The 25,329-nt window shown below is 57.9% G+C and carries 24 protein-coding genes and 1 tRNA gene; 9 read left to right on the top strand and 16 right to left on the bottom strand.

Features of this window, described 5'->3' with window-relative positions:
* Positions 1-106: 106 nt before the first annotated feature.
* Complete coding sequence (locus BMY44_RS00005) at positions 107-505, bottom strand: VOC family protein (protein WP_089988718.1); 399 nt, start codon at positions 503-505, stop codon at positions 107-109.
* Positions 506-578: 73 nt separating this feature from the next.
* On the opposite strand from BMY44_RS00005, the gene BMY44_RS00010 reads away from it, so the two are divergent.
* Positions 579-1,727: an MFS transporter gene (locus BMY44_RS00010; protein WP_089988721.1), complete on the top strand. Its 1,149-nt coding sequence runs from the start codon at positions 579-581 to the stop codon at positions 1,725-1,727.
* A gap of 30 nt (positions 1,728-1,757) precedes the next feature.
* On the opposite strand, the gene BMY44_RS00015 is transcribed toward BMY44_RS00010, so the two are convergent.
* The 5 genes from BMY44_RS00015 to trpA all read right to left on the bottom strand — a co-directional run bounded on the left by BMY44_RS00015 (position 1,758) and on the right by trpA (position 5,581).
* The gene (locus BMY44_RS00015) at positions 1,758-2,369 is read right to left on the bottom strand and encodes an SCO family protein (protein ID WP_089988723.1); all 612 of its coding nucleotides are present in this window, start codon (positions 2,367-2,369) and stop codon (positions 1,758-1,760) included.
* Positions 2,370-2,372: 3 nt separating this feature from the next.
* Entirely contained in the window at positions 2,373-2,885 is a 513-nt protein-coding gene (locus BMY44_RS00020; RefSeq protein ID WP_089988726.1) for a copper chaperone PCu(A)C, read from the bottom strand.
* An 87-nt stretch (positions 2,886-2,972) separates the two neighbouring features.
* Positions 2,973-3,371 (bottom strand): hypothetical protein, encoded by a 399-nt coding sequence (locus BMY44_RS00025; RefSeq protein ID WP_089988728.1) that lies wholly within the window; start codon positions 3,369-3,371, stop codon positions 2,973-2,975.
* Positions 3,372-3,405: 34 nt separating this feature from the next.
* A complete protein-coding gene (locus BMY44_RS00030) occupies positions 3,406-4,569 on the bottom strand; it encodes an alpha-hydroxy acid oxidase (protein WP_089988731.1) in 1,164 nt (387 codons plus the stop codon).
* Between the two features lie 220 nt (positions 4,570-4,789).
* Complete coding sequence (gene trpA, locus BMY44_RS00035; protein ID WP_089988733.1) at positions 4,790-5,581, bottom strand: tryptophan synthase subunit alpha; 792 nt, start codon at positions 5,579-5,581, stop codon at positions 4,790-4,792.
* 290 nt (positions 5,582-5,871) lie between these two features.
* Between trpA and BMY44_RS00040 the strand changes: the two genes are divergently transcribed.
* Complete coding sequence (locus BMY44_RS00040; protein ID WP_165611756.1) at positions 5,872-7,146, top strand: reverse transcriptase family protein; 1,275 nt, start codon at positions 5,872-5,874, stop codon at positions 7,144-7,146.
* Here the strand turns inward: BMY44_RS00040 and BMY44_RS00045 are convergent, their stop codons facing one another.
* The gene (locus tag BMY44_RS00045) at positions 7,147-7,563 is read right to left on the bottom strand and encodes a VOC family protein (RefSeq protein WP_089994270.1); all 417 of its coding nucleotides are present in this window, start codon (positions 7,561-7,563) and stop codon (positions 7,147-7,149) included.
* Positions 7,564-7,659: 96 nt separating this feature from the next.
* Between BMY44_RS00045 and ychF the strand changes: the two genes are divergently transcribed.
* The 3 genes from ychF to BMY44_RS00060 are packed head-to-tail and all read left to right on the top strand — an operon-like array spanning position 7,660 to position 9,622.
* Complete coding sequence (ychF, locus tag BMY44_RS00050; protein WP_089988739.1) at positions 7,660-8,757, top strand: redox-regulated ATPase YchF; 1,098 nt, start codon at positions 7,660-7,662, stop codon at positions 8,755-8,757.
* 17 nt (positions 8,758-8,774) lie between these two features.
* A complete protein-coding gene (locus BMY44_RS00055) occupies positions 8,775-9,158 on the top strand; it encodes a hypothetical protein (protein ID WP_131801544.1) in 384 nt (127 codons plus the stop codon).
* Between the two features lie 47 nt (positions 9,159-9,205).
* Complete coding sequence (locus BMY44_RS00060) at positions 9,206-9,622, top strand: VOC family protein (protein ID WP_089988744.1); 417 nt, start codon at positions 9,206-9,208, stop codon at positions 9,620-9,622.
* On the opposite strand, the gene BMY44_RS00065 is transcribed toward BMY44_RS00060, so the two are convergent.
* The 3 genes from BMY44_RS00065 to BMY44_RS00075 form a co-directional block, all read right to left on the bottom strand.
* Positions 9,619-11,043, bottom strand: coding sequence for a UdgX family uracil-DNA binding protein (locus BMY44_RS00065; protein WP_089988747.1), 1,425 nt, complete (start codon positions 11,041-11,043; stop codon positions 9,619-9,621). The two genes, BMY44_RS00060 and BMY44_RS00065, sit on opposite strands and share 4 nt — an antisense overlap.
* 1 nt (position 11,044) lies before the next feature.
* The gene (locus BMY44_RS00070) at positions 11,045-12,280 is read right to left on the bottom strand and encodes a putative DNA modification/repair radical SAM protein (RefSeq protein ID WP_089988749.1); all 1,236 of its coding nucleotides are present in this window, start codon (positions 12,278-12,280) and stop codon (positions 11,045-11,047) included.
* A gap of 65 nt (positions 12,281-12,345) precedes the next feature.
* Complete coding sequence (locus BMY44_RS00075) at positions 12,346-13,017, bottom strand: cupin domain-containing protein (RefSeq protein WP_089988753.1); 672 nt, start codon at positions 13,015-13,017, stop codon at positions 12,346-12,348.
* Between the two features lie 197 nt (positions 13,018-13,214).
* Between BMY44_RS00075 and BMY44_RS00080 the strand changes: the two genes are divergently transcribed.
* Positions 13,215-13,304 (top strand) — tRNA-Ser (locus tag BMY44_RS00080).
* 175 nt (positions 13,305-13,479) lie between these two features.
* Here BMY44_RS00080 and BMY44_RS00085 read toward each other — a convergent pair.
* The 6 genes from BMY44_RS00085 to BMY44_RS00110 all read right to left on the bottom strand — a co-directional run bounded on the left by BMY44_RS00085 (position 13,480) and on the right by BMY44_RS00110 (position 19,373).
* Complete coding sequence (locus tag BMY44_RS00085) at positions 13,480-13,908, bottom strand: GNAT family N-acetyltransferase (RefSeq protein WP_089988756.1); 429 nt, start codon at positions 13,906-13,908, stop codon at positions 13,480-13,482.
* 44 nt (positions 13,909-13,952) lie between these two features.
* Positions 13,953-15,230, bottom strand: coding sequence for an MGH1-like glycoside hydrolase domain-containing protein (locus tag BMY44_RS00090; RefSeq protein ID WP_089988759.1), 1,278 nt, complete (start codon positions 15,228-15,230; stop codon positions 13,953-13,955).
* A gap of 9 nt (positions 15,231-15,239) precedes the next feature.
* Positions 15,240-16,283 carry an ABC transporter ATP-binding protein gene (locus tag BMY44_RS00095; protein WP_089988761.1) on the bottom strand — a complete coding sequence of 348 codons (1,044 nt, stop codon included), beginning with the start codon at positions 16,281-16,283 and terminating at the stop codon, positions 15,240-15,242.
* 30 nt (positions 16,284-16,313) lie between these two features.
* Positions 16,314-17,153, bottom strand: a complete 840-nt coding sequence (locus BMY44_RS00100; RefSeq protein ID WP_089988764.1) for a carbohydrate ABC transporter permease — start codon at positions 17,151-17,153, stop codon at positions 16,314-16,316.
* Positions 17,150-17,995: a carbohydrate ABC transporter permease gene (locus BMY44_RS00105; protein ID WP_089994272.1), complete on the bottom strand. Its 846-nt coding sequence runs from the start codon at positions 17,993-17,995 to the stop codon at positions 17,150-17,152. The genes BMY44_RS00100 and BMY44_RS00105 overlap by 4 nt, the downstream gene beginning before the upstream one ends.
* Positions 17,996-18,104: 109 nt before the next feature.
* A complete protein-coding gene (locus tag BMY44_RS00110; RefSeq protein WP_089988766.1) occupies positions 18,105-19,373 on the bottom strand; it encodes an ABC transporter substrate-binding protein in 1,269 nt (422 codons plus the stop codon).
* Between the two features lie 303 nt (positions 19,374-19,676).
* Between BMY44_RS00110 and BMY44_RS00115 the strand changes: the two genes are divergently transcribed.
* From BMY44_RS00115 to BMY44_RS00125, 3 genes are all read left to right on the top strand, one after another.
* Positions 19,677-20,678, top strand: a complete 1,002-nt coding sequence (locus BMY44_RS00115) for a LacI family DNA-binding transcriptional regulator (RefSeq protein ID WP_089988769.1) — start codon at positions 19,677-19,679, stop codon at positions 20,676-20,678.
* A 222-nt stretch (positions 20,679-20,900) separates the two neighbouring features.
* Positions 20,901-23,873 carry a zinc metalloprotease gene (locus BMY44_RS00120; RefSeq protein WP_089988772.1) on the top strand — a complete coding sequence of 991 codons (2,973 nt, stop codon included), beginning with the start codon at positions 20,901-20,903 and terminating at the stop codon, positions 23,871-23,873.
* Between the two features lie 339 nt (positions 23,874-24,212).
* Positions 24,213-25,238, top strand: coding sequence for an AraC family transcriptional regulator (locus BMY44_RS00125; RefSeq protein WP_089994275.1), 1,026 nt, complete (start codon positions 24,213-24,215; stop codon positions 25,236-25,238).
* The last annotated feature ends 91 nt before the right edge of the window (positions 25,239-25,329 follow it).

A 25,329-nucleotide genomic window follows, 5' to 3' on the forward strand; every position in this document is an offset into this window, starting at 1 on the left:
AGATCGTGATGTCGCAGAATGGCATGGTCACAGTCCAGATATCTCAACCCACTGTCCGCCATTATCGCCGTCCAGACAAGGATGCCAGAGGGCTCAAACCCGACCTTCATCCCCTTACAAATTCTACAAGGTCCCACTTTGTGCCGTACAAGTCTGTAAACACAGCAACTGTCCCATACGCGACCTCAAGCGGCTCCCGAACAAACTGAACACCCTTCGCGCGATACGCTTCATAATCCCGCCAGAAATCATCTGTCTGCAAGAACAGGAACACTCGCCCGCCGGCCTGATCCCCAATATAGCGTGCCTGATGGTCGTCCGATGCGCGCGCCAGCAACAGACGACCCGTACCGTCGCCCCTTGGCTTGACCACAACCCAGCGTTTGTCCTGTTCGGGCTGATAGGTATCTTCGACCAATTCAAAGCCCAACGTGTCGACATAGAACGCGATGGCTTCGTCATAGTCGCGCACGACAAGCGCAGTGAGGGTCAAAGACTGGTTCATCGGTTATCTTTCAATTTGAAATGCGGTTACGGACCACCTTGTCTTCATACCAGAACCCTGCCAACCCTGCGCAATGTCCGTTCTCAGCGCCCTTTACACCTCTCGCAAACCAGCCGCCGCCTTCGTGGTGGTCGGACTGTTCTGGGGTTGCTTTGCCGCGTTCGTGCCAGTGCTGAAAGCACAGCTTGGGGCAAATGACGCCGTGTTCGGCACACTTCTGATCGGGTCCGCGACGGGTCTTGTATCGGCGATGTTTCTTGCTCCGAAGGCTGACAAGATCCTTGGCGCGCGCGCGATGCAGGTCGGGATCGTTCTGTTGTCACTGGCGTGGCTTGTGCCCGCACAGATCAGCATTCCGCTGGTCTTTGTTTTTGCAATGGCCCTCGTCGGTGCAGCATCGGGAATCCTCGACGTCGTGATGAACGCGCGCGTCAGCGAGCTTGAGGCCAAGACGGGCCGCCCCCTGATGAACGCAAACCACGCGATGTTCTCGCTTGCCTACGCGGTGGCGGCGGTGCTGACAGGTTTTGCGCGCGAGGCGGGCATCCCACCCATCTACGTCTTCGCAGGCTTTGGCTGTTTCTCGGTCCTCCTTGTGCCGTTCATGCAGATGGACGTGACGTATGTGGCCGCCGAAGACGGCTATGCGGGAAAATACCCGCTCTGGCCGATCGTCTTGTGTGGCCTGATCGTTTTGATGGCCTTTATGTCCGAAGCCACGGTCGAAGCATGGTCGGCACTGCATGTCGAACGCACGCTTGGCGGCGGGGCAGCGGAAGGGGCGCTTGGTCCGGCTATGCTGGGATTCACGATGGCATTCGGGCGATTTTCGGGACAGGCGATATCCGAACGATTCCGCGACTTAACGGTTGTCATCTGCGCCAGCGCGATTGCGGCGACAGGGGCGGTGATTGCCGCACTCGCCCCGACACCGCTGGTGGCCTACGTTGGGTTCGGCACGCTGGGGCTTGGTGTGTCGGTCATCGGGCCGATCGGGCTTGCACTTGTCGGGAAGGTGGTGCCGCCACATTTGCGGACTGAGGCGATCAGCCGGTGCGCCGTGATCGGCTTTTCGGGCTTCTTCTTTGCGCCAATGCTCATGGGGCTGGTATCCGAAGCCTTCGGGCTGCGGATCGCGTTTCTCTGCGTATCGGTGCTGTTGCTTATGGCGACACCGCTGGCACTGCTGGCAGCACGGCTCCCCCAACAAAACAGGGTCTGAAGGGGCGCGCGGACACGCACCTCGCACGGGTCAGCTTGTCAAAAGACGCTGGATCTTGGCAACGGCCCGATCGACACCTTCGCCATAGCCAATCGGCTCGAACAGCTTTCCATCTGCATCGAACAGCAACACGGACGCGGTGTGATCCATGTTGTAGTTTTCCTCATTGCCCGGGACACGACGGGCATAGATGGCAAAGGCCTTGATGGCCTTGTCGATCTCTTCGCGGCTGCCGGTCAGGCCGACAACACCAGGCGCCCATGATACGTAATCGTCCAGCACTTCGACGGTATCACGCTCCGGATCGACGGTGATGAAATAGGCGCGGAACGCCGTTTCTGTGTCGCTTCCGGTCAGTTCGTATTGCCATGTGGCAATATCACCAAGGGTGGTGGGGCAGACTTCGGGGCAGTGTGTGAAACCAAAGAATATGGCGGTCGGGCCACCTTTCAGCGACTCCTCGGTAAAGACAGTCCCGTCAGTCGCGACCAGTTCGTAATCGCCGCGGCCAAGGGTGTCCGTGATCGACTGCTCCAAGCGGGGGGACAGGAACTGTACCCATGCCATGCCAAGCAAGGCAAGGGCGACAAGCGCCCATGCCCCCAGCCGGATCTTCTTCATCGTCTCGTCTGAAAAATCCATGAATTACTCCGATACTTTGGGTTTGTCGGTATCCATCGTGCCGTGTCCGCCGCCGGACATGCCGCCATGGCCTCGGGCGTTGATCGCACCGACAGGCAGGTCCAGTGTCACCTCCCCGGCGGATTCGAACGTTAGGGTCACGCTGACGGTTTCGCCTTCGACAAGGGGGGCATTCAACTGCATGAACATCAGATGAAAGCCACCGGGCTTCAATTCAACTGCTTCGCCGGCGGGAACGGGCAAGCCATCTTCTAGCTCGCGCATCCGCATGACGTCGCCGTCCATTTCCATGGTGTGGATTTCGGTGGTTCCGGCGATGTCGGACGTGGCGGCGACAAGCGTGTCATCAGTCTCGCCCATGTTCACGATCGTCAGAAAGCCACCGGCCACGGGGGCATTGGGCAGCGTGGCGCGGGTGAATGGATCGGTCAGCATCAGATCGCCAACCTTGGTTTCTGCGGATGCCAGCGTGGCAAAAGCGGCCAGGCACAGGGCGGTAAGGGACAGTAATTTCATGGATCGTCTCCGGATCAACGTGCGCGGACGCACCGCTGCCAACGTCGTATTGTCTGGTCAAAGTGATATCGCGCCAAGGCGCAAGGGTCAGACCGGACAGGGCGGCGCACGGGCCTGAACCGGCAAAACCAGCCGCTGTGCGGGCAAGCCCAGATCGGAAACCGTCGGCTCTGTGCGGTCAAAGACCAGCATCCATGTAGCAGGTGTTGGTATCAGATCGTCGGGATCGGACAGTAACCGGCAAAACGGACAGTCATGATCCGCATGGGTCAGATCATCATCTGCGCAAATATCCGAAAGCGATCCGCCAGCAGCAAGATAGGCCTGTATCTGCGGCGTGTCCTGCTGAGACGGGGCCATCCGGGCAGCCGACGCAACACTGCTCAGCGCAATGCAAAGCGCGGCAGCAAGTGCAACAAGAACATAGAACGGACGGGCCATCATGGCGCAGATATAGCGGGAGTCGCACGCAAATGAAAAGGACATGCGCGCAAAAGTCGCTTACATCGCAGTGATCAAATCAGACCCAGCGGCCTTCAAAATCTTCGGGCACCAGTAGAATATCGCGATCGACATCCTTGATATCGCGTTTGCCGCAAAGCGCCATGGTCATATCCAGTTCCTTGTGAATGACCTCCAGTGCCTTGGTGACGCCCTGTTGGCCCATCGCGCCCAGCCCATAGACCCAGGCCCGCCCGATCATCACGCCCTTGGCCCCCATGGCAATCGCTTTCAGCACGTCCTGTCCGGACCGGATACCGCTATCCATATGCACCTCGATCTTGTCGCCGACGGCAGCAACGATGGATGGCAGAACCCGGATGGACGACAGCGCGCCGTCAAGCTGGCGACCGCCATGGTTGGAAACGACAATCGCATCGGCACCGACTTCGACAGCCTTACGGGCATCGTCGGCATCCAGTATGCCCTTCAGGATCACCTTGCCGTCCCACATCTCGATCAGCTGCTTCACGCGGGCCCAATCCAACGACTGATCAAACGCCTCGGCCGTCCAAGACGACAGGGATGATGCATCTTTCACACCGCTGGCATGTCCGACAATATTGCCGAAGAAACGACGTGGGGTGCCCAGCATTTCAAGACCCCATGACCACTTCGTGGCAAGGTCTGCCATGCTGGCAAGGGTGAACTTTGGTGGGGCGGACAAGCCGTTCTTGATGTCCTTATGACGTTGGCCCATGATTTGCAGATCCAGCGTGATCACAATGGCCGAACAACCCGCCTTCTTGGCGCGCTCGAACAGACGCTTCATGAACTCATCGTCTTTCAGGGTGTAGACCTGAAACCAGAACGGTTTCTCTGTGCGCGCGGCAACATCCTCGATCGAACAGATCGACATCGTGGACAGCGTGAAAGGCACCCCGAACTTCTCAGCCGCGCGGGCAGCCTTGATTTCACCATCCGCGCTCTGCATGCCGGTCAATCCGACAGGTGCAAGGGCGACAGGCATGGAAACGTCCTCGCCGATCATCTGGCTTGCGGTGGTGCGGTTGGTCATGTCCACGGCAATGCGTTGACGCAGCCTGATCTTGTCAAAATCGGATGTGTTTTCGCGGAACGTCTGTTCTGTCCAACTTCCCGACTCTGCGTAATCGTAAAACATCTTCGGTGTGCGGCGTTTATGGATCCGCTTCAGATCATCGATATTCGTAATCACTGGCATGAGTCGCGCCTTTCTTAAATTGGTAAAATTTATTTACCAATAGCGATAGATTTCTACAAGAAGTTTCTGCGCAGGCGAACATTCGGCGAACAATTGGCCACGCATCGACCCGCCAGATCGCGAGCCAGAGAGAGAAGAATAATGAAAACGACCGGCAAAGAATTGGTCTCTGCCGGTCAATGTCGACCGAAGTTTTCCGGTATTTGAAGAAAGCGCGGAGCTAGCCGCGGTGGGTACCGTCTGCCAGTGATTTGACGAAGGCCAGAACCGCGTCGACGCTGTCACCCTGGCCAATTCGCTCGACAATGGCCGATCCGACGACGGCCCCGTCTGCCACGCTCGCGACCGCTTCGGCGGCTTCGGGCGTCTTGATGCCGAACCCGACAATGACTGGCAGATCGGTCGCGGCCTTGATGCGCGCGACCTCGGGTGCGACGGCATCTGCCTGCACATCGGCAGACCCGGTGATCCCGGTCATTGAGACGTAGTAGACGAACCCGGATGTATTCTGCAGCACGGTCGGCAGGCGCTTGTCGTCCGTCGTCGGGGTCGCAAGACGGATAAAGTTGATGCCCGCGGCCTGCGCCGGAATGCAAAGCTCCTCGTCCTCTTCGGGCGGCAGATCGACAATGATCAGACCATCGATGCCAGCCGCCTTCGCATCGTTCAGAAACGCAGGAACGCCGAGCGAATAGATCGGGTTGTAATACCCCATCATCACAATCGGCGTCGTCTCGTCCTCTTTGCGGAATTCACGGGCATATTGCAGCGTTTTTTCAAGGGTCATCCCGCCATCAAGGGCGCGCTGGCCGGCAAGCTGGATCGTCGCACCATCCGCCATCGGATCGGTGAACGGCATCCCCAACTCGATGATATCGACACCCGCAGCGGGCAGGCCCTTCATCACGGCAAGACCGGTATCGTAATCCGTATCACCCGCCATAATATAGCTGACAAAGGCTTTCTGTCCGTTGGCACGGAGCTCTGCGAATTTGGCGGCGATGCGGCTCATGGTCTGTCCCTTCGTAGCGTTCGCAGCGGTTTGCGGCATGATGCAGGGAAAATCAATGCCTGAAAGCGTCCCGCGGCCCACGACAGACGGCCCACGCGGCCATCTTGATAAATTCGGACCGGTCAGACATCCTGACAGCCAACGGCGGTCTCTGGAATGATGCGCCTGCATGGCACATCGGGGCGGGGTATCCCCGTCTGAGAGAACGACCTGCACATCACATGGCCTGAACGTCTCTGGGTTTCACCCAGTGCCGTTCCAGCATGACAAGAAGGAGCAGAGACCGTCCGTTGACCCCGCAATCCCCCAAACGTCTGGCACAAAACCTGGCCGAAAGCCTCAGCCTGTCGGTGTGGGACAAGCGCGGCATCGCAGATTGCCTTTGCCGCCGGTTTCCACCCGCGCTGCAGCGGTTCACGCAGCTACAAACCCAAGGGCTGCTGGATCACTTCCCGACGCAAATCGCGCCCGGCCGCACGGCAGTTGCAAGCGCGCTTGCGCAAAGTTCCGTCTTTGCGCGCATCCACCGATACTGTGTGTTAAACTCTGTTTGGCCCGCGCCCGACCTCCGCGCTCCGAAAATGCAGCCATTGCAGGCTTTCGCCCATCTGGAAATCCCGCAACTTGCCACGCTTGGCGACCTTGCGGACTGGATGCTGCTGACCCCTCAGCAATTGGACTATTACGCCGACCAAACGGGTCGCCACGAAGAACATGGCGACATGGCGGTCAACCATTACCACTACCATCTCAGCCCGAAAATCGGCGGCGGGCACCGTCTGATCGAAGCCCCCAAGCCACGGCTGAAATCACTTCAACGGCTGATTTTGCGGGCTATTCTTGACCATATCCTGCCGCATCCGAACGCTTACGGCTTTGTACAGGGGCGCAATTGCATCGAGGCTGCCGCGCGGCATGTGGGCGAAAAGGCTGTTGTCGCCCACGATCTGCGCGATTTCTTCTCGTCCATTCAGGGGGGGCGGATTTATGGAATTTTCCGCGCGCTGGGCTATCCGCCGAACGTTGCGCACGCTTTGACGGGGCTGTGTACAGTGACGACGCCGGCCCGTATCCGCAACCGGATGGGATTCCATCAGCGCCAAGCCCTGCGCGTCGCCCATCTGCCACAAGGGGCACCGACATCACCGGCGCTGGGCAACCTCGCGGCCCATGGCCTTGATCGCAGATTGACGGGTTTGGCGCGCAGTCTTGGCGCAACCTACACGCGCTATGCGGATGATCTGACATTCTCGGGGGACGAACACATCATCCGCGCAATCTGCGTGGCAGTTCCAGACATCGTATCGGAGGAAGGCTTTGCCCTGAATCCAGCCAAGACCCGGTTGATGCCGTCCCATCGACGACAGGTTGTGACGGGCATCGTGGTCAACAATGCAACAAACGTGGACCGACGGGAATTTGACCAGATAAAGGCGGCCATCCACGCGCGGGCATGGCAGACCGACCCAGCGCTTCAGGCCCGGCTGTCAGGTCAGATTGCCTGGGTGCGACAGCTAAACCCCGCACGCGGGGCAAAGCTTGAACGGCTGATGGCGCGTGCCTGATCAGTTTGCGGGCGGTTCGTCCGTGCCGATCATCCAACGCACGCCGAACTTGTCGGAAAACGCGCCAAATCCGGCCGACCAGAACGTCGGCTCCCATGGCATACGGACCTCGCCCCCTGCGGACAACGCATCAAAAACGCGCTTCCCCTCGGCAGCGGTTTCAAAATTAAGTTGCACGTTGCACCCGGCCATCGGCGGGCTGTTGGCCATGAAATCATCAGACATCATCAGCTGATAGTCCCCGATCTGCATGGTGCAATGCATGATCCAGCCTTTCCGGTTTTCCGGGACGTTCATCTCTGGCGGGGCACCGTCCATCGTCATGAACTCGGGCACATCAACGCCGAACACGTCTGCATAGAACGTGGCAGCGTCGCGCGCGTTGCCATTGAAAAAGAGATATGGTGCGATTTGCATGGAATAGTCCTCCCAACGCGAAGGATACCACATGATCCGCTTGCAGGGCAGGGCGCGGACGCCTAGAAGCCGCCAAGGATCAAAAGGAGAGCCGCAATGGGTTTCAAGATGGGTATCGTGGGTCTGCCGAACGTCGGCAAATCGACCTTGTTCAATGCGCTGACACGGACCGCAGCGGCGCAGGCGGCGAACTTTCCATTCTGCACCATTGAACCCAACGTTGGCGATGTCGCTGTGCCTGATGCGCGGCTCGACAAACTGGCCGCAATTGCCAAGTCAAGGCAGATCATCCCGACACGTATGACCTTTGTGGATATCGCAGGGCTCGTCAAAGGGGCCTCCAAGGGCGAAGGGCTGGGTAACCAGTTTCTTGCCAACATCCGCGAATGTGACGCTATCGCCCATGTGCTGCGCTGCTTTGAAGACGACGACATCACCCATGTCGAAGGTCGGGTTGATCCGGTCGAAGACGCCAGCGTCATCGAAACCGAACTGATGCTGGCCGACCTTGAAAGCATCGAAAAGCGAATGCAGAACCTCGTGCGCAAGGTGCGCGGTGGCGACAAGGAAGCGGTGCAGCAGGTCAGGTTGCTTGAATTGGCGCAAGCCGCCCTCGAAGACGGTAAACCGGCGCGCACCGTCGACATCGATGCCGAAGACGCGAAAGCATGGAAACTGCTTCAGCTACTGACGACCAAGCCTGTGCTTTACGTCTGCAACGTCGAAGAAGACAGCGCTGGCAGTGGCAACTCCCAATCTGAACGGGTCGCCGAAATGGCAGCGGTGGAAGGCAATTCACACGTCGTGATATCCGCGCGGATCGAAGAAGAAATCTCGCAACTTGATGCCGAAGAGGCCGAGATGTTCCTGACAGAAATGGGTCTCGAAGAACCTGGTCTCGACCGTTTGATCCGGGCAGGCTACGAACTTCTGCACTTGCAGACCTATTTCACGGTCGGCCCGAAAGAGGCACGCGCATGGACGATCAAGGAAGGCACACTGGCCCCACAAGCTGCCGGTGTCATCCACGGCGATTTCGAACGCGGCTTCATCCGGGCCGAAACAATCGGCTATGATGATTTCGTCGCACTCGGCGGTGAACAGGCGGCAAAGGAAGCAGGCAAGATGCGTGCGGAAGGCAAGGGATATCTTGTGAAAGACGGCGATGTGATGCACTTTTTGTTCAATACTTGAACGAAAGGAATTTCATCATGCGTTTGCCCGTATTTGTTGGGGCACTGGCACTGGCAGCCTGTTCCGCCGAAGACGTTGTCAGGTCCGCCTACCCTGATCGACAGATCATCGACTTCCCGACGTCTGACGGATTGTCGGTTGTGTCCTATGCGTGTGCGCCCGGCGACAACGATGCCGCAACGATGGCCCGCGCGACCGAGGCGCATATCTTTGTTGAACGCAATATCGACGCCGCTGCTGAAATCTTTGCCAACCGCATCGTCAGCGGTGTCGAAACGGGCGAGGGCGAGTTGAGCACGTCCATCGGTGCCGCGAGCGGGCTGAACGCCAATGCAGAGCGGATCACGGACGCCGCCGAAGAGCGTTACCAGTGTCTCTTGTTCGACGAACGCGCGGCCTGAGCATCATCCATCTTGCGCAGCTTTGATGTCTCGGTCAGGCTGGCGCAATGAAACTCAAGCTGCACCACATCAACCTCTGTTCCACCAACGTCGGGGCGATGGATACCTTCTATCGCGACATTCTGCTGTTGGGCGATGAAGACCCCGCAGCACTGCCCCCGCTCAATCAGGAAAAAGGTTTGGTCGGTGACGTGTCCTTCGTCACGGATGGCGATATCCAGATGCACCTGACTCCGCGCGATGTGCTGAACTCCTTCCGCTCCGGCCAGGTCGTCAACCCGCTCGAACGGGGACACATCGCCTATCGCACCGACGACATCAAAGGCTTCATGGCGCACCTCGATGCGCAGGGGGTGCCCTATTCCGACTGGGGCAGCAACGCGGTCAAAGGCTGGCATCAGGTCTTCTTTTACGACCCCGACGGCAACGTGATCGAGGTGCACCAGATCGTCGACACCGACTAGGCCTTATGGGCCACCGCCAGATAATCGCGGGCCATCCGCAGATCGCGGACAAATTCTGCCTTGGCCTTTGCCTGCTCTGCCACGGGCAAGCGCAGCAGAAAAGACGGATGCACGGTGACAAAAACAGGTGTGCCGTCATGGTCTTCGATCCCGCCACGCCGCTTTAACAAGTCCTTCCCGTCCCCCGTCAACGCCGCCAAGGCGGTCGCACCCAGAGCGACGATCAGCTTTGGCTGGACCAGCCTGATCTCGGTCTGCAACCAGTTGCGGCAGGCGTGCACCTCGGTCTTGTGGGGGGTCTTGTGAATGCGACGCTTGCCACGGGGTTCGAATTTGAAATGCTTGACAGCATTGGTCACGTAAGCCAGCCCGCGATCCAGACCTGACTCTGTGGCCAACGCATCAAACAACTGGCCAGCAGGGCCAACAAAGGGAACACCGGCCAGATCTTCCTGATCGCCGGGTTGTTCGCCCACGATCATGATCTCGGCATCGCGGGGGCCCTGACCGGGAACAACCTGCGTCGCGGGCGCATGTAGCGGGCACTGAACACACCCCCTCAACCCTGCATCAAGCATGTTCCAGGACGCAGGCTGCGGACGGGCCAGCAACTGCTCGCGGATATGGGCCATGCGTTCTGGGGGCAGGGTCGGGGCCTTGGCCTGCATCTCGCGCACCTTCGCCTCCGCGCCCGCGATCAGGGCAGGGATGTGGCGGGTCTCTGGCATGTTCTTCCAGTACTTTTTGGGCATCTCCGATGTCATGGCGCTGATCTTCACGCGGGCAGGGTTGAAAATGTTGCAAAAGTACGTGCCCCAAAGCTCTTCGGCGGCGTCCTCTGGCAGATCGGGCTTTGGCTGGCCGGGCAGGAACGAAACAGCGCCGCCCTCGAACTTGGCGGTGACATCGGGGGTCACGATCATCCAGTCCATATCGGCAAAGCGACGGGCGAAAAACGGGGCGGTGGGTTCGACGGTGTGATGGGTCGGCTCGAACCAGGCGGCAAAGGCGCGGCGGTTTCCGCCAGTCTGCAAATCGCGAAAGCGGACAAAGGCTTTCATTTTGTGCTTGCAGCGGTTCACGTTCTTTTCCATCGCCCGAAGACGTGCCAGATCTGGATCAGCGCGGTCGGCCATCAGATGCGGTTCTTCGACAACGCGCCACAAAAACGCGTAAAGGCGGGCAAACCGTTCCGGGTCGCCGTGCCAAACAGCGTTCTGGGCAAGCGATAAAAAGGATTTCGGCACAGTGATCTGACGGTCAGGATCGGGCAGGCGATCGTCGCTGGCAAACAGATCGGCGTCGCTGCCGTCGAAATCCCACAGGACCTCGCGGGGCGGAACGCCAGCCGCCAAAAGGCGGCGGGCAGCATCGCGCCACGCCTCCCAAGTGCCGATACGGGGAAGGGGAACTGTCAGCATCCTAGAACAACGTCAGTTGTTCCGGCGGCGGCGCAAAACGCGCCCGCAGATGCAAGCTGTCGGTCAGGGCACCGGGGGTCCAGCCAGCAGCCGTGATAAAGGCCTGCGCCTTCTTCAATGACGCACCCATGCGCTGGATATCCTCGTACCGCAGCCTGCGATGGCGGCGGGTTGCGATGATGCGCTGGACGGTTTTCGTGCCGAACCCGGGGACGCGCAGCAGCATCTCCTTGCTTGCCAGATTGACATCAACGGGAAACACCGCGCGGTTCTGCAAGGCCCAGGCCAGTTTCGGATCAATATCGAGGTCAAGGTTCCCGTCCGGTGTGGCCGACGTGATCTCGTCCACGTCGAAACCATAGAACCGCAACAACCAATCCGCCTGATACAACCGATGCTCGCGGGCCAGCGGTGGCTTGACCAGCGGCAGTTTCACCGTCGCATCCGGAATGGGGGAAAAGGCGCTGTAATAGACGCGCTTTAACTTATATCCGCTATAAAGTGTGCTGGATTGATGCAACACGGTTGCATCGTTGGACCCGTCGGCACCGATGATCATCTGAGTGCTTTGGCCGGCAGGGGCAAACTTTGGCGGGCGCTTGCCGGTGAATGACCGCTCTTTCGTGGCGGCCTTCTTTTCACGCACCTCGCCCATTGCCTTGCGGATGGTCGCCGGTGATTTCTCCGGCGCATAGGCCTGCACCGACTGATCGGTCGGCAATTCGACATTGATCGACAGGCGGTCCGCATAAAGCCCGGCCTGTTCGATCAGGACTGGTGACGCATCGGGAATCGTCTTGAGATGGATGTAGCCGCGAAAATGTTCCTCCTGCCGCAAACGCCGGGCGATCTGGACCATGTCCTCCATCGTCTTATCGGGGTTCTGGATGACGCCCGATGACAGGAATAGACCTTCGATATAATTGCGCCGATAGAATTCAATAGTCAGATGTACGACCTCATCCACTGAAAAACGGGCGCGTTCCACGTTTGATGACACGCGGTTGATGCAATAGGCACAGTCATAGATGCAGAAATTCGTCATCAAGATCTTCAGCAGGCTGATGCAGCGGCCGTCAGGCGCATAAGCATGACAGATGCCCGACCCTTCGGTCGATCCCAGCCCTTTCCCGTCGGATGAATTGCGCTTCGCAGTCCCGCTAGATGCGCAAGACGCATCGTAACGGGCTGCATCGCTCAGGATGGCAAGTTTTTGTTGTAAGGTCTGTTTCGACATTTGTTCATGATATGTTCTCGTGCGCGAACTATCAAGAACAGAGACCGTGCAATTTGGTCGCGGGGTCAGGAAACGGCGGGGGCCTGCGCATAGGGCAGGTGGCCCAGTTTCATCCAGACCCTCGCACCGGATTTGCCCGCTTTGGCACGCAGGCGCGACCTGATCGGTAGGCGAAGCCATGACAGTGGTCGTAACTGGCCCGCGTCACAGGTGGCGTCGCCTTCCAGCACCAGAAACTCCGCTCCGTCAGGCGCGTCGATTGCGACATCCGCGCCCGATGCCCATGTTTCCACGCGCACCTCCTCGCGTGCGTCCTTAAACAATGGGAGTAGTCCAACACCGGGCCGGTCCGGCGTCGGGGTCGCGTGCATGTCAACGCGGACTTGCGTGCGATCATCCGGATCGAACTGCCACAGCTTCACGAAGATCACGCAACCCTCTGCTGATCCCGGCGTATGCGATGACGTCGGCGGATTGCGCACATAGGTGCCGGCAGGGTAATCGCCGTGCTCGTCCTGAAACACGCCCTCCAACACGATGAATTCTTCACCACCACTGTGGGTGTGAGCCGAAAACTGACTGTCTGGCGCATAGCGGACAATCGTCGTCGCCCGCGCCACCTCGTCGCCGATCCGGTCTAGCATGCGGCGCGCCACGCCCGGCATGGGAGAGGCCCGCCACGGGATGTCATCTGCATGTAGCAGAACGATTTCGGAAAAATCAGCGTTCAGGTTCATGGGGCCGCGCCTCTCGTCGTTTTGTCGCAATACTGGATCAGGTCCGTTGATAAGAACAGCCCCGCGAAACGACGCATCAGGCGGTGCACGCCCTGTGCACGTCCGGTGCACGCGCTGTGACACGCGATCTCGGTGAATTGAGGGGTCCCCCGTTTTGCCCCTTGCCCCCCTTTGCGCCCATCGCTAAACGGGTCAGCGGAGACGTGGCCGAGTGGTCGAAGGCGCTCCCCTGCTAAGGGAGTAGGCGGGAAACCGTCTCGAGGGTTCGAATCCCTTCGTCTCCGCCATTTTCCTCAATTACCATTACATAACCACATGTTAGTAAATCGGAATTTGGCGATTTGCGTGCTGACAGTGGCGTTTCGTCTCCACGCTCACCGGCTCTCCGACGGCGTCGCAACTGCGATCGTCATCCGATCTGGGCGGCCGTGATGTGGGTTAGAGTTGCGTATTTGCGCTGATTTATGGGATCACGGTATTCATGAACCAGCGCTGATGGCCGGGGGGGACTTGCGAGCCGCTGTTCTGCAAAGCGCCAAATACCGAAAAACCCAAACGCTCATAAAACTGTCTCGCCTCGCAGTCGGACGTATCAAGCCAGGCGCTTTGGCACTCCAGCGCTTTGGCTTTGCGAAAGGCCTCGGCAATAAGGGCGCGCCCGTACCCCCGCCGGCGTTGGTCCGGTGCGACCCAAAGCACTTTGACAAGCAACCATCCGTAAGACGTTGATCCGTTCAGTCCGGCGATCAGGCTCCCGTCGGGTGCTTTCATAGCCAATGCTATCGTTTCGTTATGACCCTGCGGTGAACGCTGCCGCAGATCTGCAAGAAGTGCGGCTTCAATCGCGGCGCTATCACTGGGTGTCGCGAGCTGGATATCGTGCACTGACATCGCTCATGCCAGCCGGAGTGTGACGTCGCTGGCCCGTAGAAGATTCATGCGGCCATCTCGTGCGTGCTGAGGATTTCAATGACCATGGCAGCTGTCCAAGTGAACGCATCACCGCCACAGGGTTCGGCACCAATCGGGCCGTAGTATTCAGCAAAACCTGCCTTCTCAATCAGGCGGAGGCAATCGGCGCTGATACGGTCGGCCATTGCGGTTTCGCCCGCCAACTTAAGACCGTCGGAAATCATGTAATTCACGATAAGCCATATCGGGCCGCGCCAATAGCGCAGAGCATCAAATTCCGGTGCCGTTGGGTCGTGGCTTGGTACGAGGTAATTGCAACTGAGCGAAAGGGCGTCGATCCGGTCAGCGATGGCCTTGGCGCGTGACTTCGGGATCGGAGCGAACGCAGCGAGGATCCCGCCGATGGATGGGCTGTCAACGGAAGCGCTGATAGACCGGTCATAGCACAGATATTGACCATGTGCTTCGCTCCACAGGCTGTCCATTGCCGCAATACCCTTTTCCGCCATGGCGCGGGATTGGGCAGCGATTTCGGTGTCACCCAGGCTGTCGGCCAGAACGGCCAGATCGGCGCAGGACCGGATCAGGATCGCGTTGAAACCCGGATCAACGATCTGAAATGGCGAGGCGTCATGCAGTTTGGTGTTGTCCCAGCCAAGGCTGCGGAACTTTTGCACCAGCCAGATATAGCGTTTGTATTGGTCGTCCGTGGGCCGGTGTGCGGGGTTCGCATGACTGGTGTCGCGTCGGGTGAAGGGTTGCACACCATCCGTCGGGACCCTCTCAAACGCCGCGTCCCAATCAACTGAATTGTCGCGTCCGCTCTCCCAAGGATGAATGATCGCCACCAGGCCGGACCCTTGCGGATCGCGGTTGGCAAAGAACCATTGATGCCATGCGTGGATGCGGGGCAGCAATGCGCGGGCTTTTTCGACCGCGAGCGTTTTGTTGGTGGCGCGCTCAAAGATACGGCGTACCGCGAAACCTGCGACGGCGGGCTGCGTGATGCCAGATGTTGGCACAGGCCGACTTGTGCCCCAGACGTCGGGGCCGGGGAAATATCCCTCATCTTGTTGATGGAAAATGATGTGTGGCACCATTCCATCGTCCCATTGATGCGCGAAAAGCGTTTCGATTTCAGTCCACGCACGTGGCTCGTCAAAATGTGCAAAGCCAAGTGCACTTAACGCGCTGTCCCAGTTCCATTGGAACGGGTAGAGCCCGTGGGTCGGCACCGTATAGTTTCCGCGATCATTCTTGCGCATCACGGCCTTTGCCTGGTCAATCATCTTCTGTGTCATGGCGCTCTTTCAGGCGACGGCAAGCGTGGTGTCCGGGTCGAACCAGCGCACGCGGTCGGGTTGGGGGGCGAGGGTCAGCGTCTGGCCCGCTTTCACGACTGTGTCGCTATCCAGAATGACCCGGAACATGGCGTCGTCGATCTGGCAGGTGACAAGCAAATGCGCACCGAGTGGTTCCACGATCTTGGCGGTTGCAACAAGCCCGTGTTCGGCCGGGTTCATATCCTCAGGCCGGATGGCGAATTGCAGACTGGCCTTGTCAGAGTTCGGCCCGTCGAAAGTCTTTCCTGCGACCCGCCATTTGCCGCCCCCTGCGGGGGTCGCGGGCAGGAAGTTCATTGGCGGATTCCCGATAAAGCTGGCAACGAATTTGGCAGCCGGGTCGCGGTATACTTGGATCGGGGCCGCGGCCTGCACGATGTTGCCTTCATGCATGACGCTGATCCGGTCGGCCATGCTCATCGCTTCGACCTGATCATGGGTCACGTATATTGCGGTTGTCTTGCTTTCTGCCAGTACGCCTTTCAGTTCAGCGCGCATTTCCATGCGCAGCAATGCATCGAGGTTTGACAGCGGTTCATCCATCAAGATGACATCCGGTTCCATCGCCAAAGCGCGCGCCACGGCCACGCGCTGGCGCTGGCCGCCCGATAGTTCGCCCGAATATCGCTTGAGCAGCATTTCGATGTGCATCAACCCGGCGACCCGTTCGACACGGCGTTTGACCTCGTCATTGGGTAGCTTGTTCATCCGCAGGCCAAAGCCGATGTTTTCGAACACGGTCAGGTGCGGGAAAACAGCGTAGTTCTGGAACACCATCGCGATGCCGCGATCCTTCGGGGCCAGATGGTCGATGCGTTTTCCGCCAATCCAGACCTCGCCCGCCGACGCGGTTTCAAGTCCGGCGATGATGCGCAGCAAAGTGGATTTGCCGCAACCGGAGGCCCCGAGCAGGACCATGAATTCCTGATCTGCAATCGTCAGATTGATATTATTCAGCGCCTGATAAGCACCAAAGGACTTTGCGACGTTCTTGATCTGAATTTCAGCCATTTCAAAGGTTCCTTTTCCGGGTCGCGCCGCCTAGCGGTTCGCGATGCCCCACATGGCAAATAGGTATTTGCGCACAGCGAAGATGAAGATCAACGCAGGCACAACGAGGATGAATCCGCCTGCAAATTTCAGGTGCAGTGGTGATGTGTCGAGGTTTTGCAGCAGGAACGCTGTCAGCGTGCGGTTCTCGATCGTTAGGACGGCCGCCGCGAAAACCTCGTTCCACGAGATCACGAATGCAAAGATCGCAGAGGCCGTGATGCCGGGGAGGATGAGCGGCAGCACCACCTTGTTGAACGCTGTGAGTCGTGTGCAGCCCAGCGTCCATGCCGCCTCTTCCAGCTCGATCGGGATACCCGAGAAGAGCGAGAAGGTTATTAGTACAGCAAAGGGGATCGCGAGCGTCGTGTGAACCAGTGCGAGGCCAAAGGCCGTGTCGTCCAGTCCGGTCTGGATGAACATGACTGCCAGCGGCAGCGCGAGCAAGGGCAGGGGAAAGGCACGGGTCAGTAGGATCAGCAGTCGGAAGAGCCCTTTGCCGGGGAAGTCGAAGCGCGACAGTGCGTAGCCAGCGGGTGCACCGATGGCGATGGACATCACCATTGTCATCAGTGCCACGACGATCGAGTTCTTGAGCGCCGTAAGCATTCCTGCGAACCCGGCAAAGAACTGGAGGCTGCCAAAGTCGAATTCGGGAACAAACGATTTTGGAAAGCTGTTCACCGCTTCCGGCGAGGACAATGTGTTGATCAGCAGGAAGTAGATCGGCACGATCACCCATGCGCAAAGCAACACCACAGAAGCCACATAGAGAGCGCGGCCCGATTTGCGCGTGTCGACGGCTACGTCGGCGTTGGTTGCATCGGTCATATCGATGCTCCTTTCGGGACCCGAAGGATGCGCAGTATGATCAGGGTGAAGCCGATCGAAATGCCAAGGATGATCAAGGCCATGGCGGCGGCTGCACCGCTGTTAAGCAGGTCAAACTGGTAGGCATATGTTTCCCCCATCAGAACTGGGAATAGTGTGCCGCCAAGTGCTGCGACTACGGCAAAGATTTCAAAGGCGAGGATGACGCGCAGCACAAGGGCCGTTTGCAGGCTGGGGCGCAGCAAGGGCAGCGTGATCCGCGTGAATTGTTTCCAGCGTGAGGCCCCGAAAACGTCGGCGGCTTCATAGTATTCCTTGGGGATCAGTCCGATTCCAGCAACAAGGATGACGAGCATGATTGCCGTTGCGCGCCAGATTTCGGCCAATGCGATGGCGAGAAAGACGATCCACGGGTTCTGGTAGCTAAGGAAATTGACCGGTTTGTCGATTGCGCCGAGGCCGGCCAGCATGGAGTTGAGAAATCCTGACTGTTCGAAAATGGCCAGCCAGATGATCCCGGCGGCAAGGTCCGAAATACCCAGCGGGATGGTCCACACATAAAGCACCAGATCGCGGCCCTTTCCCATCCGACTGACCATCGTTGCCATCAACAGTGCAAGTGCAAGCTGGATCGGCACGACGGCGGCAGCCAGCAACAGCGTATTCCGCAATGAAATCGGGAATTTCCAATAGCTGACAACTTCGCGGAAGTTATCGAGCGACCAGCCGTCAGACGACCCGAAGGCCTGCTGGGCGACCAGAATGAACGGGTAGAGAAAGAACAGGCACAAAAAGAGCGTGACCGGCAGGATCAACACATATGGCAATATGCGAGCGTTCATCAGCATCACTCCGCGTTGGCGCAAATGCGCAGTCTCGACTAAGGGAAAGGTGGGGGAGTCCGGGCCAGAGAGGCCCGGACGGGTGGCTGTTTGTCAGCCTGTTTTGTGATTACTCGACAGGGCAGGCACCATCGGAAGGTGCATCAGGTGCCCAGCAAGGCGCGCCTGTTTCGTTCATGATCGCGGCAAGCGTTTCTTTCTGGTCGTCAAGTACCGTGCGGATGTCCTGACCGCCCAGAATGATCCGCTCGAAGCTGTCGACGAAGACGCGGTTGAAATCACCGCCCTTGTCACCCAGTCCCGCAGGCAGCAGCCCGGGGTTTGCATCGGGGGCACCGCTCATCTTGGCAATGGCTGCACCGGCAGCCTGTACCGAAGGCGGCAGATCGTCAGGAAGTTCGACGTCCACGACCGGGAAGAAGCTGGTGGCGCGCAGCGTCGCGAGCTGCGTTTCTGGCTGCAGCATATAGCTCACCAGCGCTTTGGCAGCATCCATATCAGGCGCTGTTTTTGGAATGGCGACACCGGCAAGCACCGGCATGAAGCCGCGACCTGCTGGGCCCGCCGGGGCAGGGAAGGCCACAAAGTCGTCCGGACGCTCATTGAATGCGCCGGCCAAGCGCGAAGTGTGATCGAAGACGATCCACGCATCACCGGACAACAGCTGTTCCTGCATGAACGAGAAGTTGGTCGATGCGGGGTTTGTATGTGCCCACAGTTCGGCAAACTTTTCCCATGCGACGACGGCTTCGTCAGACGCAAACGTACGTACCACACCATCGGTGTAGGACGGATAGAGATAGCCTTGGAAGAAGCGATGTTTCAGACCATCCGGACCCGCTGGGAAGCCGAACTTGGCCTCGCCGGTTGCTTCGTGAACGTTTGCAGCCCATGCGATCAGTTCGTCATATGACAGAGCGTCGATGTCCGCGCCTTCGGGCAAATACTGCAGGGCTTCCTTATTTGCAGCCATGATATAGCTAGCCTGCATCCAGGGGATATATTGCATCTGATCTGTGCCGAGCATCGCAAGGTTGTTGAATGTATCGCTGCTCGCCGCAGCGCCGAGATCAGACAAATCGACCAGATTTTCAGGGTCCATCGCGGAATAGTCGCCGTGCAACGCGCCCAGGACACCGATTGTGCCTGTGCCTGCCTCCAGCTCAGCGTTCAGGCGGGTAATCCACGGGCCACCGTCATTGGGTTGATAGTCAACGCCGTCGGCGAAGCCGGACAGAACCTGCTCGCGCATGGCTTGAGCCTCTTCAACGGGTTTGGCCTGTGTTGACCAGAAAAGAACATCGGCCTGCGCGGCAACGGCAACGCAGGACAGGGCGAGACCAGAAGCGGCGCCAGCGAATTTGGAAAGTAGGGTCATGTTTCCTCCCAGAAATGTAATTCGGGGCCGACCTCCCTGTCGGTTCCCGTTGATAGATGACCATGCCTGTTTTTGTGTCAGGCAGGACCGGTCGGTGCCGAAATCACCTGGGCCGAAGCCCGCAAGTCGAATCGTCCGAATACCGAAATATTGATATAACGATATACCACCTGTCAACGATTATGCGCGTGAAACTGCCCACAAGGTGTGTGCGACGGCTTATCGAACGGCGATCTCCACGAAAAATTGACTGAGTAATGCGGAGGCCATAGATATATCGTTAAATCAAATGAGGCGTGAAACATGTCAGGCAAGCCGACCCTTGGCACTGTCGCAAAGGAAGCGGGGGTTTCCATACCGACCGTCAGCCAGGTTCTTAGAGGCACCGGGCGGATTTCGGAACAGACCCGCGATCGCGTGCTGCAGGCGGCCCGGTCCTTGCATTATGTGCCGGATCAAAAGGCTGCTGCAATGCGGTCCGGTGACAACCGAGAGATCGGGTTTATCATCAATCAGCTGTCGAACCCGTTCAACGCCGAAGTCATCAGCGGCGTGGTCGACCTGCTTGAGGCAGAGGGTTATCTCGTCTCAATCCTTGACACCCGCGACGACGCAGTTCGGCAAGGCCGCCAGTTGGAGGCCTTTATCAGGCATGGCCGTGGTGGGCTGATATGGGTTCCCGCGCTTGCAACGACGGATGAGACATTTGGTCTGTTGGCAGCCCATAAGATACCGACGGTAACCTTTTTGCGCAATTTGCGCCCCGGTATTGACCATGTCGGCATTCGAAACGCCGAAGCGACTGCGACCGCGACGCGGCACCTCTTGGAGTTGGGTCACCGCAAGATCGCCTATCTTGGCGGAACGGAAATGACGCTCGTGCGGAAAGATCGTATCGCGGGATATCAAAAGGCACTTTCGGCTAGCGGGATGGGCGATGGGATAGTCTGGGATTCTGCGGACAATAAGCTTGCAGGGCTTGAGGCGATGCTAGACCTGCACCGCGAACATCCGGAAATTACGGCGGTCGTTTGTAATGGTGATATGGTTGCTTTGGGTGCCTGCCTTGCATTGCAACGGACTGGCCTGACGCCCGGTAAAGATGTTTCTGTCACCGGTTTCGACAACATTCAGGACGCCGCTGTCGCCACCCCGCCGCTTACAACGATGGCTGTGTCCCCCCACAAGTTGGGCCACAAACTGGGCCAAGTCTTGCTGGACCGCATTCGTGATCCGGATACGCCTGTCACGGTATCCGAGATTTCTGCGGAGCTTATTATCAGAGATACGACGGGCGCGCCCTGAAAATCAGGATATTCCGTCCAGTCGCCAGGTTAGCCGTGCCGCACCTATATTCTTATGGCTAAGGTCTGTTTTTGACTCTGCGTTTCCGTGCGAGGTTCTGCGGGAATTGCATGCAACATTGCGCTTGGTTTTGACAAGAATTGGACGGAAAGCCCGTCATGCCTTAAGCTGATCACATTACAATTTGAGATTTGCTACTTCGACATAACCGAGGGCAATCCAATGTTAAGATATTCTTCGCACGCAATCGCGGCGGCAACTTTGCTGTTTGCAGTCATCACAAATGTCGCATCGTCTGCACGAGCCGACCATACGGCAGCCCACAACGATACTGTACCCGGAACCGACGTGGCAGAAGATACGTCGCAAGAAGGGCGTGTACGCCACCCGTTTGCCACCAGCATTAGCGAAATTCGCATCCCGCAAATGCCGGGGCAGACCGTCCAAATTCGCGCCGTCAATGTTCGCGCTGTCGCACAGCCTGCGTTTCATCTGCTTCGCGATAGCGACAAGACCGAAGTTATGTTTGACAGCGGAACCTCTGATGCGAACCCGACTGAAATCGCTTTTCCAGCCGATGATGACATGTTGCTGGTAATCAGATCGACAGCACCCAATGGTGCGGGTCTGGTTGATTTGATGCGCGATGGTCAACCCTGGATGGAGGACGTTCCATTCGGTGGCGCGCATCTGCGGTATCAGGATCTTATGGCCGGCGAAGCGTTGCAAACTGTGGGCATGCCCAACGGCCCCGAACACAGCCACACCATTTATGTACTCGACAGCGGATCCCAAAGCATTGTGGACCGCGCCAGTTCGGGCGGTGTGGGAGGGGCCAGCAAGATGATCCTGACAGCTGACCTGGGGACGCGAACTGCTTTGGTTGGTATTCGGAACAGGCAAAGTCATCCGACGGGTATCATCCGCGTGGTGCGAAATGACAGTGGTGTTTCAGGCAGCGACGTTGACGGCGATACTCTTGGAACACTGTTAGAGCGTTCACTAGGTACCTGCGACAGTAGTGCAGATACGCTGACTTTGGCCTCCGGCACTTCTTTTGACTGTGCGCAACTTGCAGACACCAAGGATAGCGATGGTGACGGCCTTCAGGACGATTGGGAGACGCTGGGCGTCGTGAAGACGTACCAACGCAGCTCCAATGTGCGGGTGCATGAGGCGATGACTTTGCCAGCGTGGGGCGCAAACCCTCGGCACAAAGACATTTTTATCGAAATCGACTATGCCAAGACAACGGCAGTGGAGATGCCGCGAAGGGTGAATCAAGCAACGGCACAGGCATTTGCTTCATTTTTTGCTGACACGTTAGATGTCGTCCCGGCAGAGAGGTTGGCACGGCGCGCAGCGAGTCTAAGGAACCTCGACGAAGTGCACGGAATATCGGTGCATCTGGATATCGGCAGAGCGCCTGCAACGCCCGCTCATGCCACGATTTACGGCGACTGGGGCGGATATTCAGTGCTCGAGCCTTCGCAGGAAGGCGTTCGTGCCGATTACAAGGACGCCTGGGTTGCAAACATGTCGCCCGCACGACGCGGCATATTTCGCTACATCATGGCCCATGGCGACAGCGGCGGACAAACTGCAATAGACAACTATTCCTCGGTGGGACCTGTAAATAATCAGGATATCCTGGCTCATGAGTTTGGACATGCCTTGGGTCTTGGTCATTCCGGTGTGGATCGCAGGTGGGGTGACGTTGATCCGAACTGTATGCCGGTCTTTCCAAGCCTGATAAGCTATGCGTATCAGAACACTGGTCGTGGATTTTCTGATGGGGAAGGCCGCTCGCCGTTGAATAATGCGGCCCTGACAGAATTTCAGGCCGTTGATCCCGGCAATGACGTATACCTTGATGATCTCGACAGCATGTTCCGTTACTGGATCGATCGAACCCAAGGGCATGTCGATTGGAACCGGGACGGTGTGATTGCGCCAGCTGGCGAGACGGTGCGCGCCTATGCAAATTTTCGACCCGGTACGAGCTGTGAGTTCACGCGATATAACCGCAGCATACTTGAAAAATCGGCCAGTTTGCAGGCCCCGGGGATGACCCGCCTAAATGGCAAATTGATTATCGCGCATTCCACACTGGGGTTACCGTTTCTAAGCCGTGAAATCTCGAACGTGGCTTGTGCCACGCCGTCGCTTGACCCGTGTTTCACGTGGACAATCCCATCACGCATCCCCGGGCTTGATGCAACGGGCGGCATTGATGTGGCCGGGGTGGCGCACCGCGCCGAAGACGCGGCCATTGTGGTGACAATCGGCGCGAATGGCTCCGTGATGGAAAGCCGCCTGACACAAGATGCGTCCGGCGCAAATGTTTGGAGCGCCCCAAGCATCATCGCCGAGCCCGACAGTGCAAAGGGTGAACCATCGCTGGCCAAACTGGGCCATTGCAAGCTTGTCTTGGCCTATACCGATCCGGACGGATTTGTTGTCACCCAAAGCCTGACCTGTGCAGATGATTTCGCGAATTGGGGGTCACCGCTGGCTATTGTGGACCAGAACGGTGATCGTATCGCGTTGCCTGATGGAACATCACCTGGCATCGGGCGTGGATATCTGGATCAGCCCGGACGCGCGGAACTCTACGGCGCGTTTGCTCAGCCGTTCACGAAACGGCTCGCCCTGTATCAGGCATCGCAAGACGGTCAAACGTGGACCAGACTCAATTTTTTTGATGGCGACAATACCCAGGTTGCGGGTCGTCCGTCCATGGCATGGGTTAGCTTTGCCGAAGGCGACATCGACTATCCTGGTCGCCTTTACGTATTGTTCATCAGGCGCGATGAAGCGAATGATTTCCGCCAAAAGGCACGCACGATACGCATGTTGCAATCATATGTGCGCACGACAGAAAATGCAGATGGCACATTGATGCAGGAATTGCGCGTTGGTCTTGCGTCGCCATTTGACAATGCATCACTGTTCGGCTTCGGAGTTGACGTCTTTTTCCAGCACAGAGTCGACAGCAATCTGCGAAGCGTGCATTCAATCGCGATCAACAAACCGGCAAACTGGGCCAAACTGGAGTTTCGTCCCAAAGCTGACGGAATCCACGATTTTGAGTATGCAAACCAGAATGATTGGGAAGTCATTGGTAATCGGCTTTGCAGAAATCTTGTGAGCGAACTTGGGAGTATCTTCTCACCGGATCTTCAATGTGACTGACCATAAGTTTGGTTTCGTGTTGGTGCTGCACTGCGCAGCATTCGCTAATATTCCAGCGTTCCAAATTGCATTTCGGCAAACTCGGGCAGTGTAAACCCGGCTACCTATTCGGACATCTCTTATAGCTTGGTACGACTACATTGTCGCGGGCACGCGGCTGCGGCATTTTCCTGAAATACTGGGGGTGCACCTCAGGCGGCATAAGACCTGAGGCTTCTAGTCTAGCTTAGAATTTACGCACCAGCCCTGAGATGAGGCGTCGACCGTATCCGCCTTGCTTGAAAAAGCCCGAGTTCCGGACTTATTCTGTGATCAGCTCTGCGGATTGAGGTGGCAATCGTGACAGAACAGACAATGGCGGCGGGTTTCGCTGCAGCATTTGCGGATTACGCCTGCGAGCGCGGTGCAAAGCGTGACGTCCTGCTAGATCAGAGCGGCCTTACGCAGGATGATCTGTCAGATCAGGACAACCGCATTCCGGTGGCAGCCTATCATGCCTTGATCGGTGCCGCGATCCAGCAAACGGGTGACACGGCCCTGCTGCTTCGGCACACGCTGGAGTCGCGCCTTGAGACCATGTCGGTTGTTGGACAGATCGTCCACACCTCGGCGTCGCTTGGTCACTCAATCGAACAGCTGAACCGTTATCTGCATTTGATGTCCGATGTGAACCTGCTCGCGGCTACCGACCGGTTTGAGTTGTTGCACACAGATTCCGGTCTTTGGATCGTCGACCATCTAGTCGTCCCACCGGAGGACTATCTAGGTGTTGAAGGATCGTTTGCGCGGTTTATCAGCGAATTTCGTCAGTCATTCCCTGACTCAACGTTTGAGATCGGGATGGAGGTGACCTATCCGCCGCCACCGCATGTCGATCAATATCCAGACCTGTTTCGTGTACCTGTCCAATTCAACGCCAGCCGAAATGCACTGCAGATTGATCCGATCTGGGACAGCCCCGAAACCGAGTTCGAGCCCGGAAACGCATATGCCTTTGGTGTTTTCACCCGCCATGCAGATGAAATGCTGGCAAAGTTGCAGGCCGACAAAACCATCCGATCGCAGATCGAAGCGCAAATCCTGCCCAAACTGCATGAAGGCACGATCTCGATGGACAAGGTCGCCAAAGACATCGCGATGAGCCGCCAGACCCTGTATCGTCGCCTGAAGGACGAAGGAATTACCTTCGCTGAAGTCCACGACGATCTCCGACAACGCATGGCGATGGAGTATCTGGGCGGTCAAAAGGTCACCGTTAACGAGACCGCCTATCTTCTGGGATTTTCGGAAGCTTCCTCATTCGTACGCGCTTTCAAGCGGTGGACCGGGCTTAGCCCGACGGCCTACCTTAGTCAGGCTGCCTGACGACAATCTGTTACGAAGTGTCAATTCGTTGATGCCTGCGGTCATGCCGCAACCATTCAGGACTGGCTATCTCCATTCTCGAGATTGAAAC

It is taken from the genome of Cognatiyoonia koreensis, from assembly GCF_900109295.1.
GTDB classification, from domain to species: domain Bacteria; phylum Pseudomonadota; class Alphaproteobacteria; order Rhodobacterales; family Rhodobacteraceae; genus Cognatiyoonia; species Cognatiyoonia koreensis.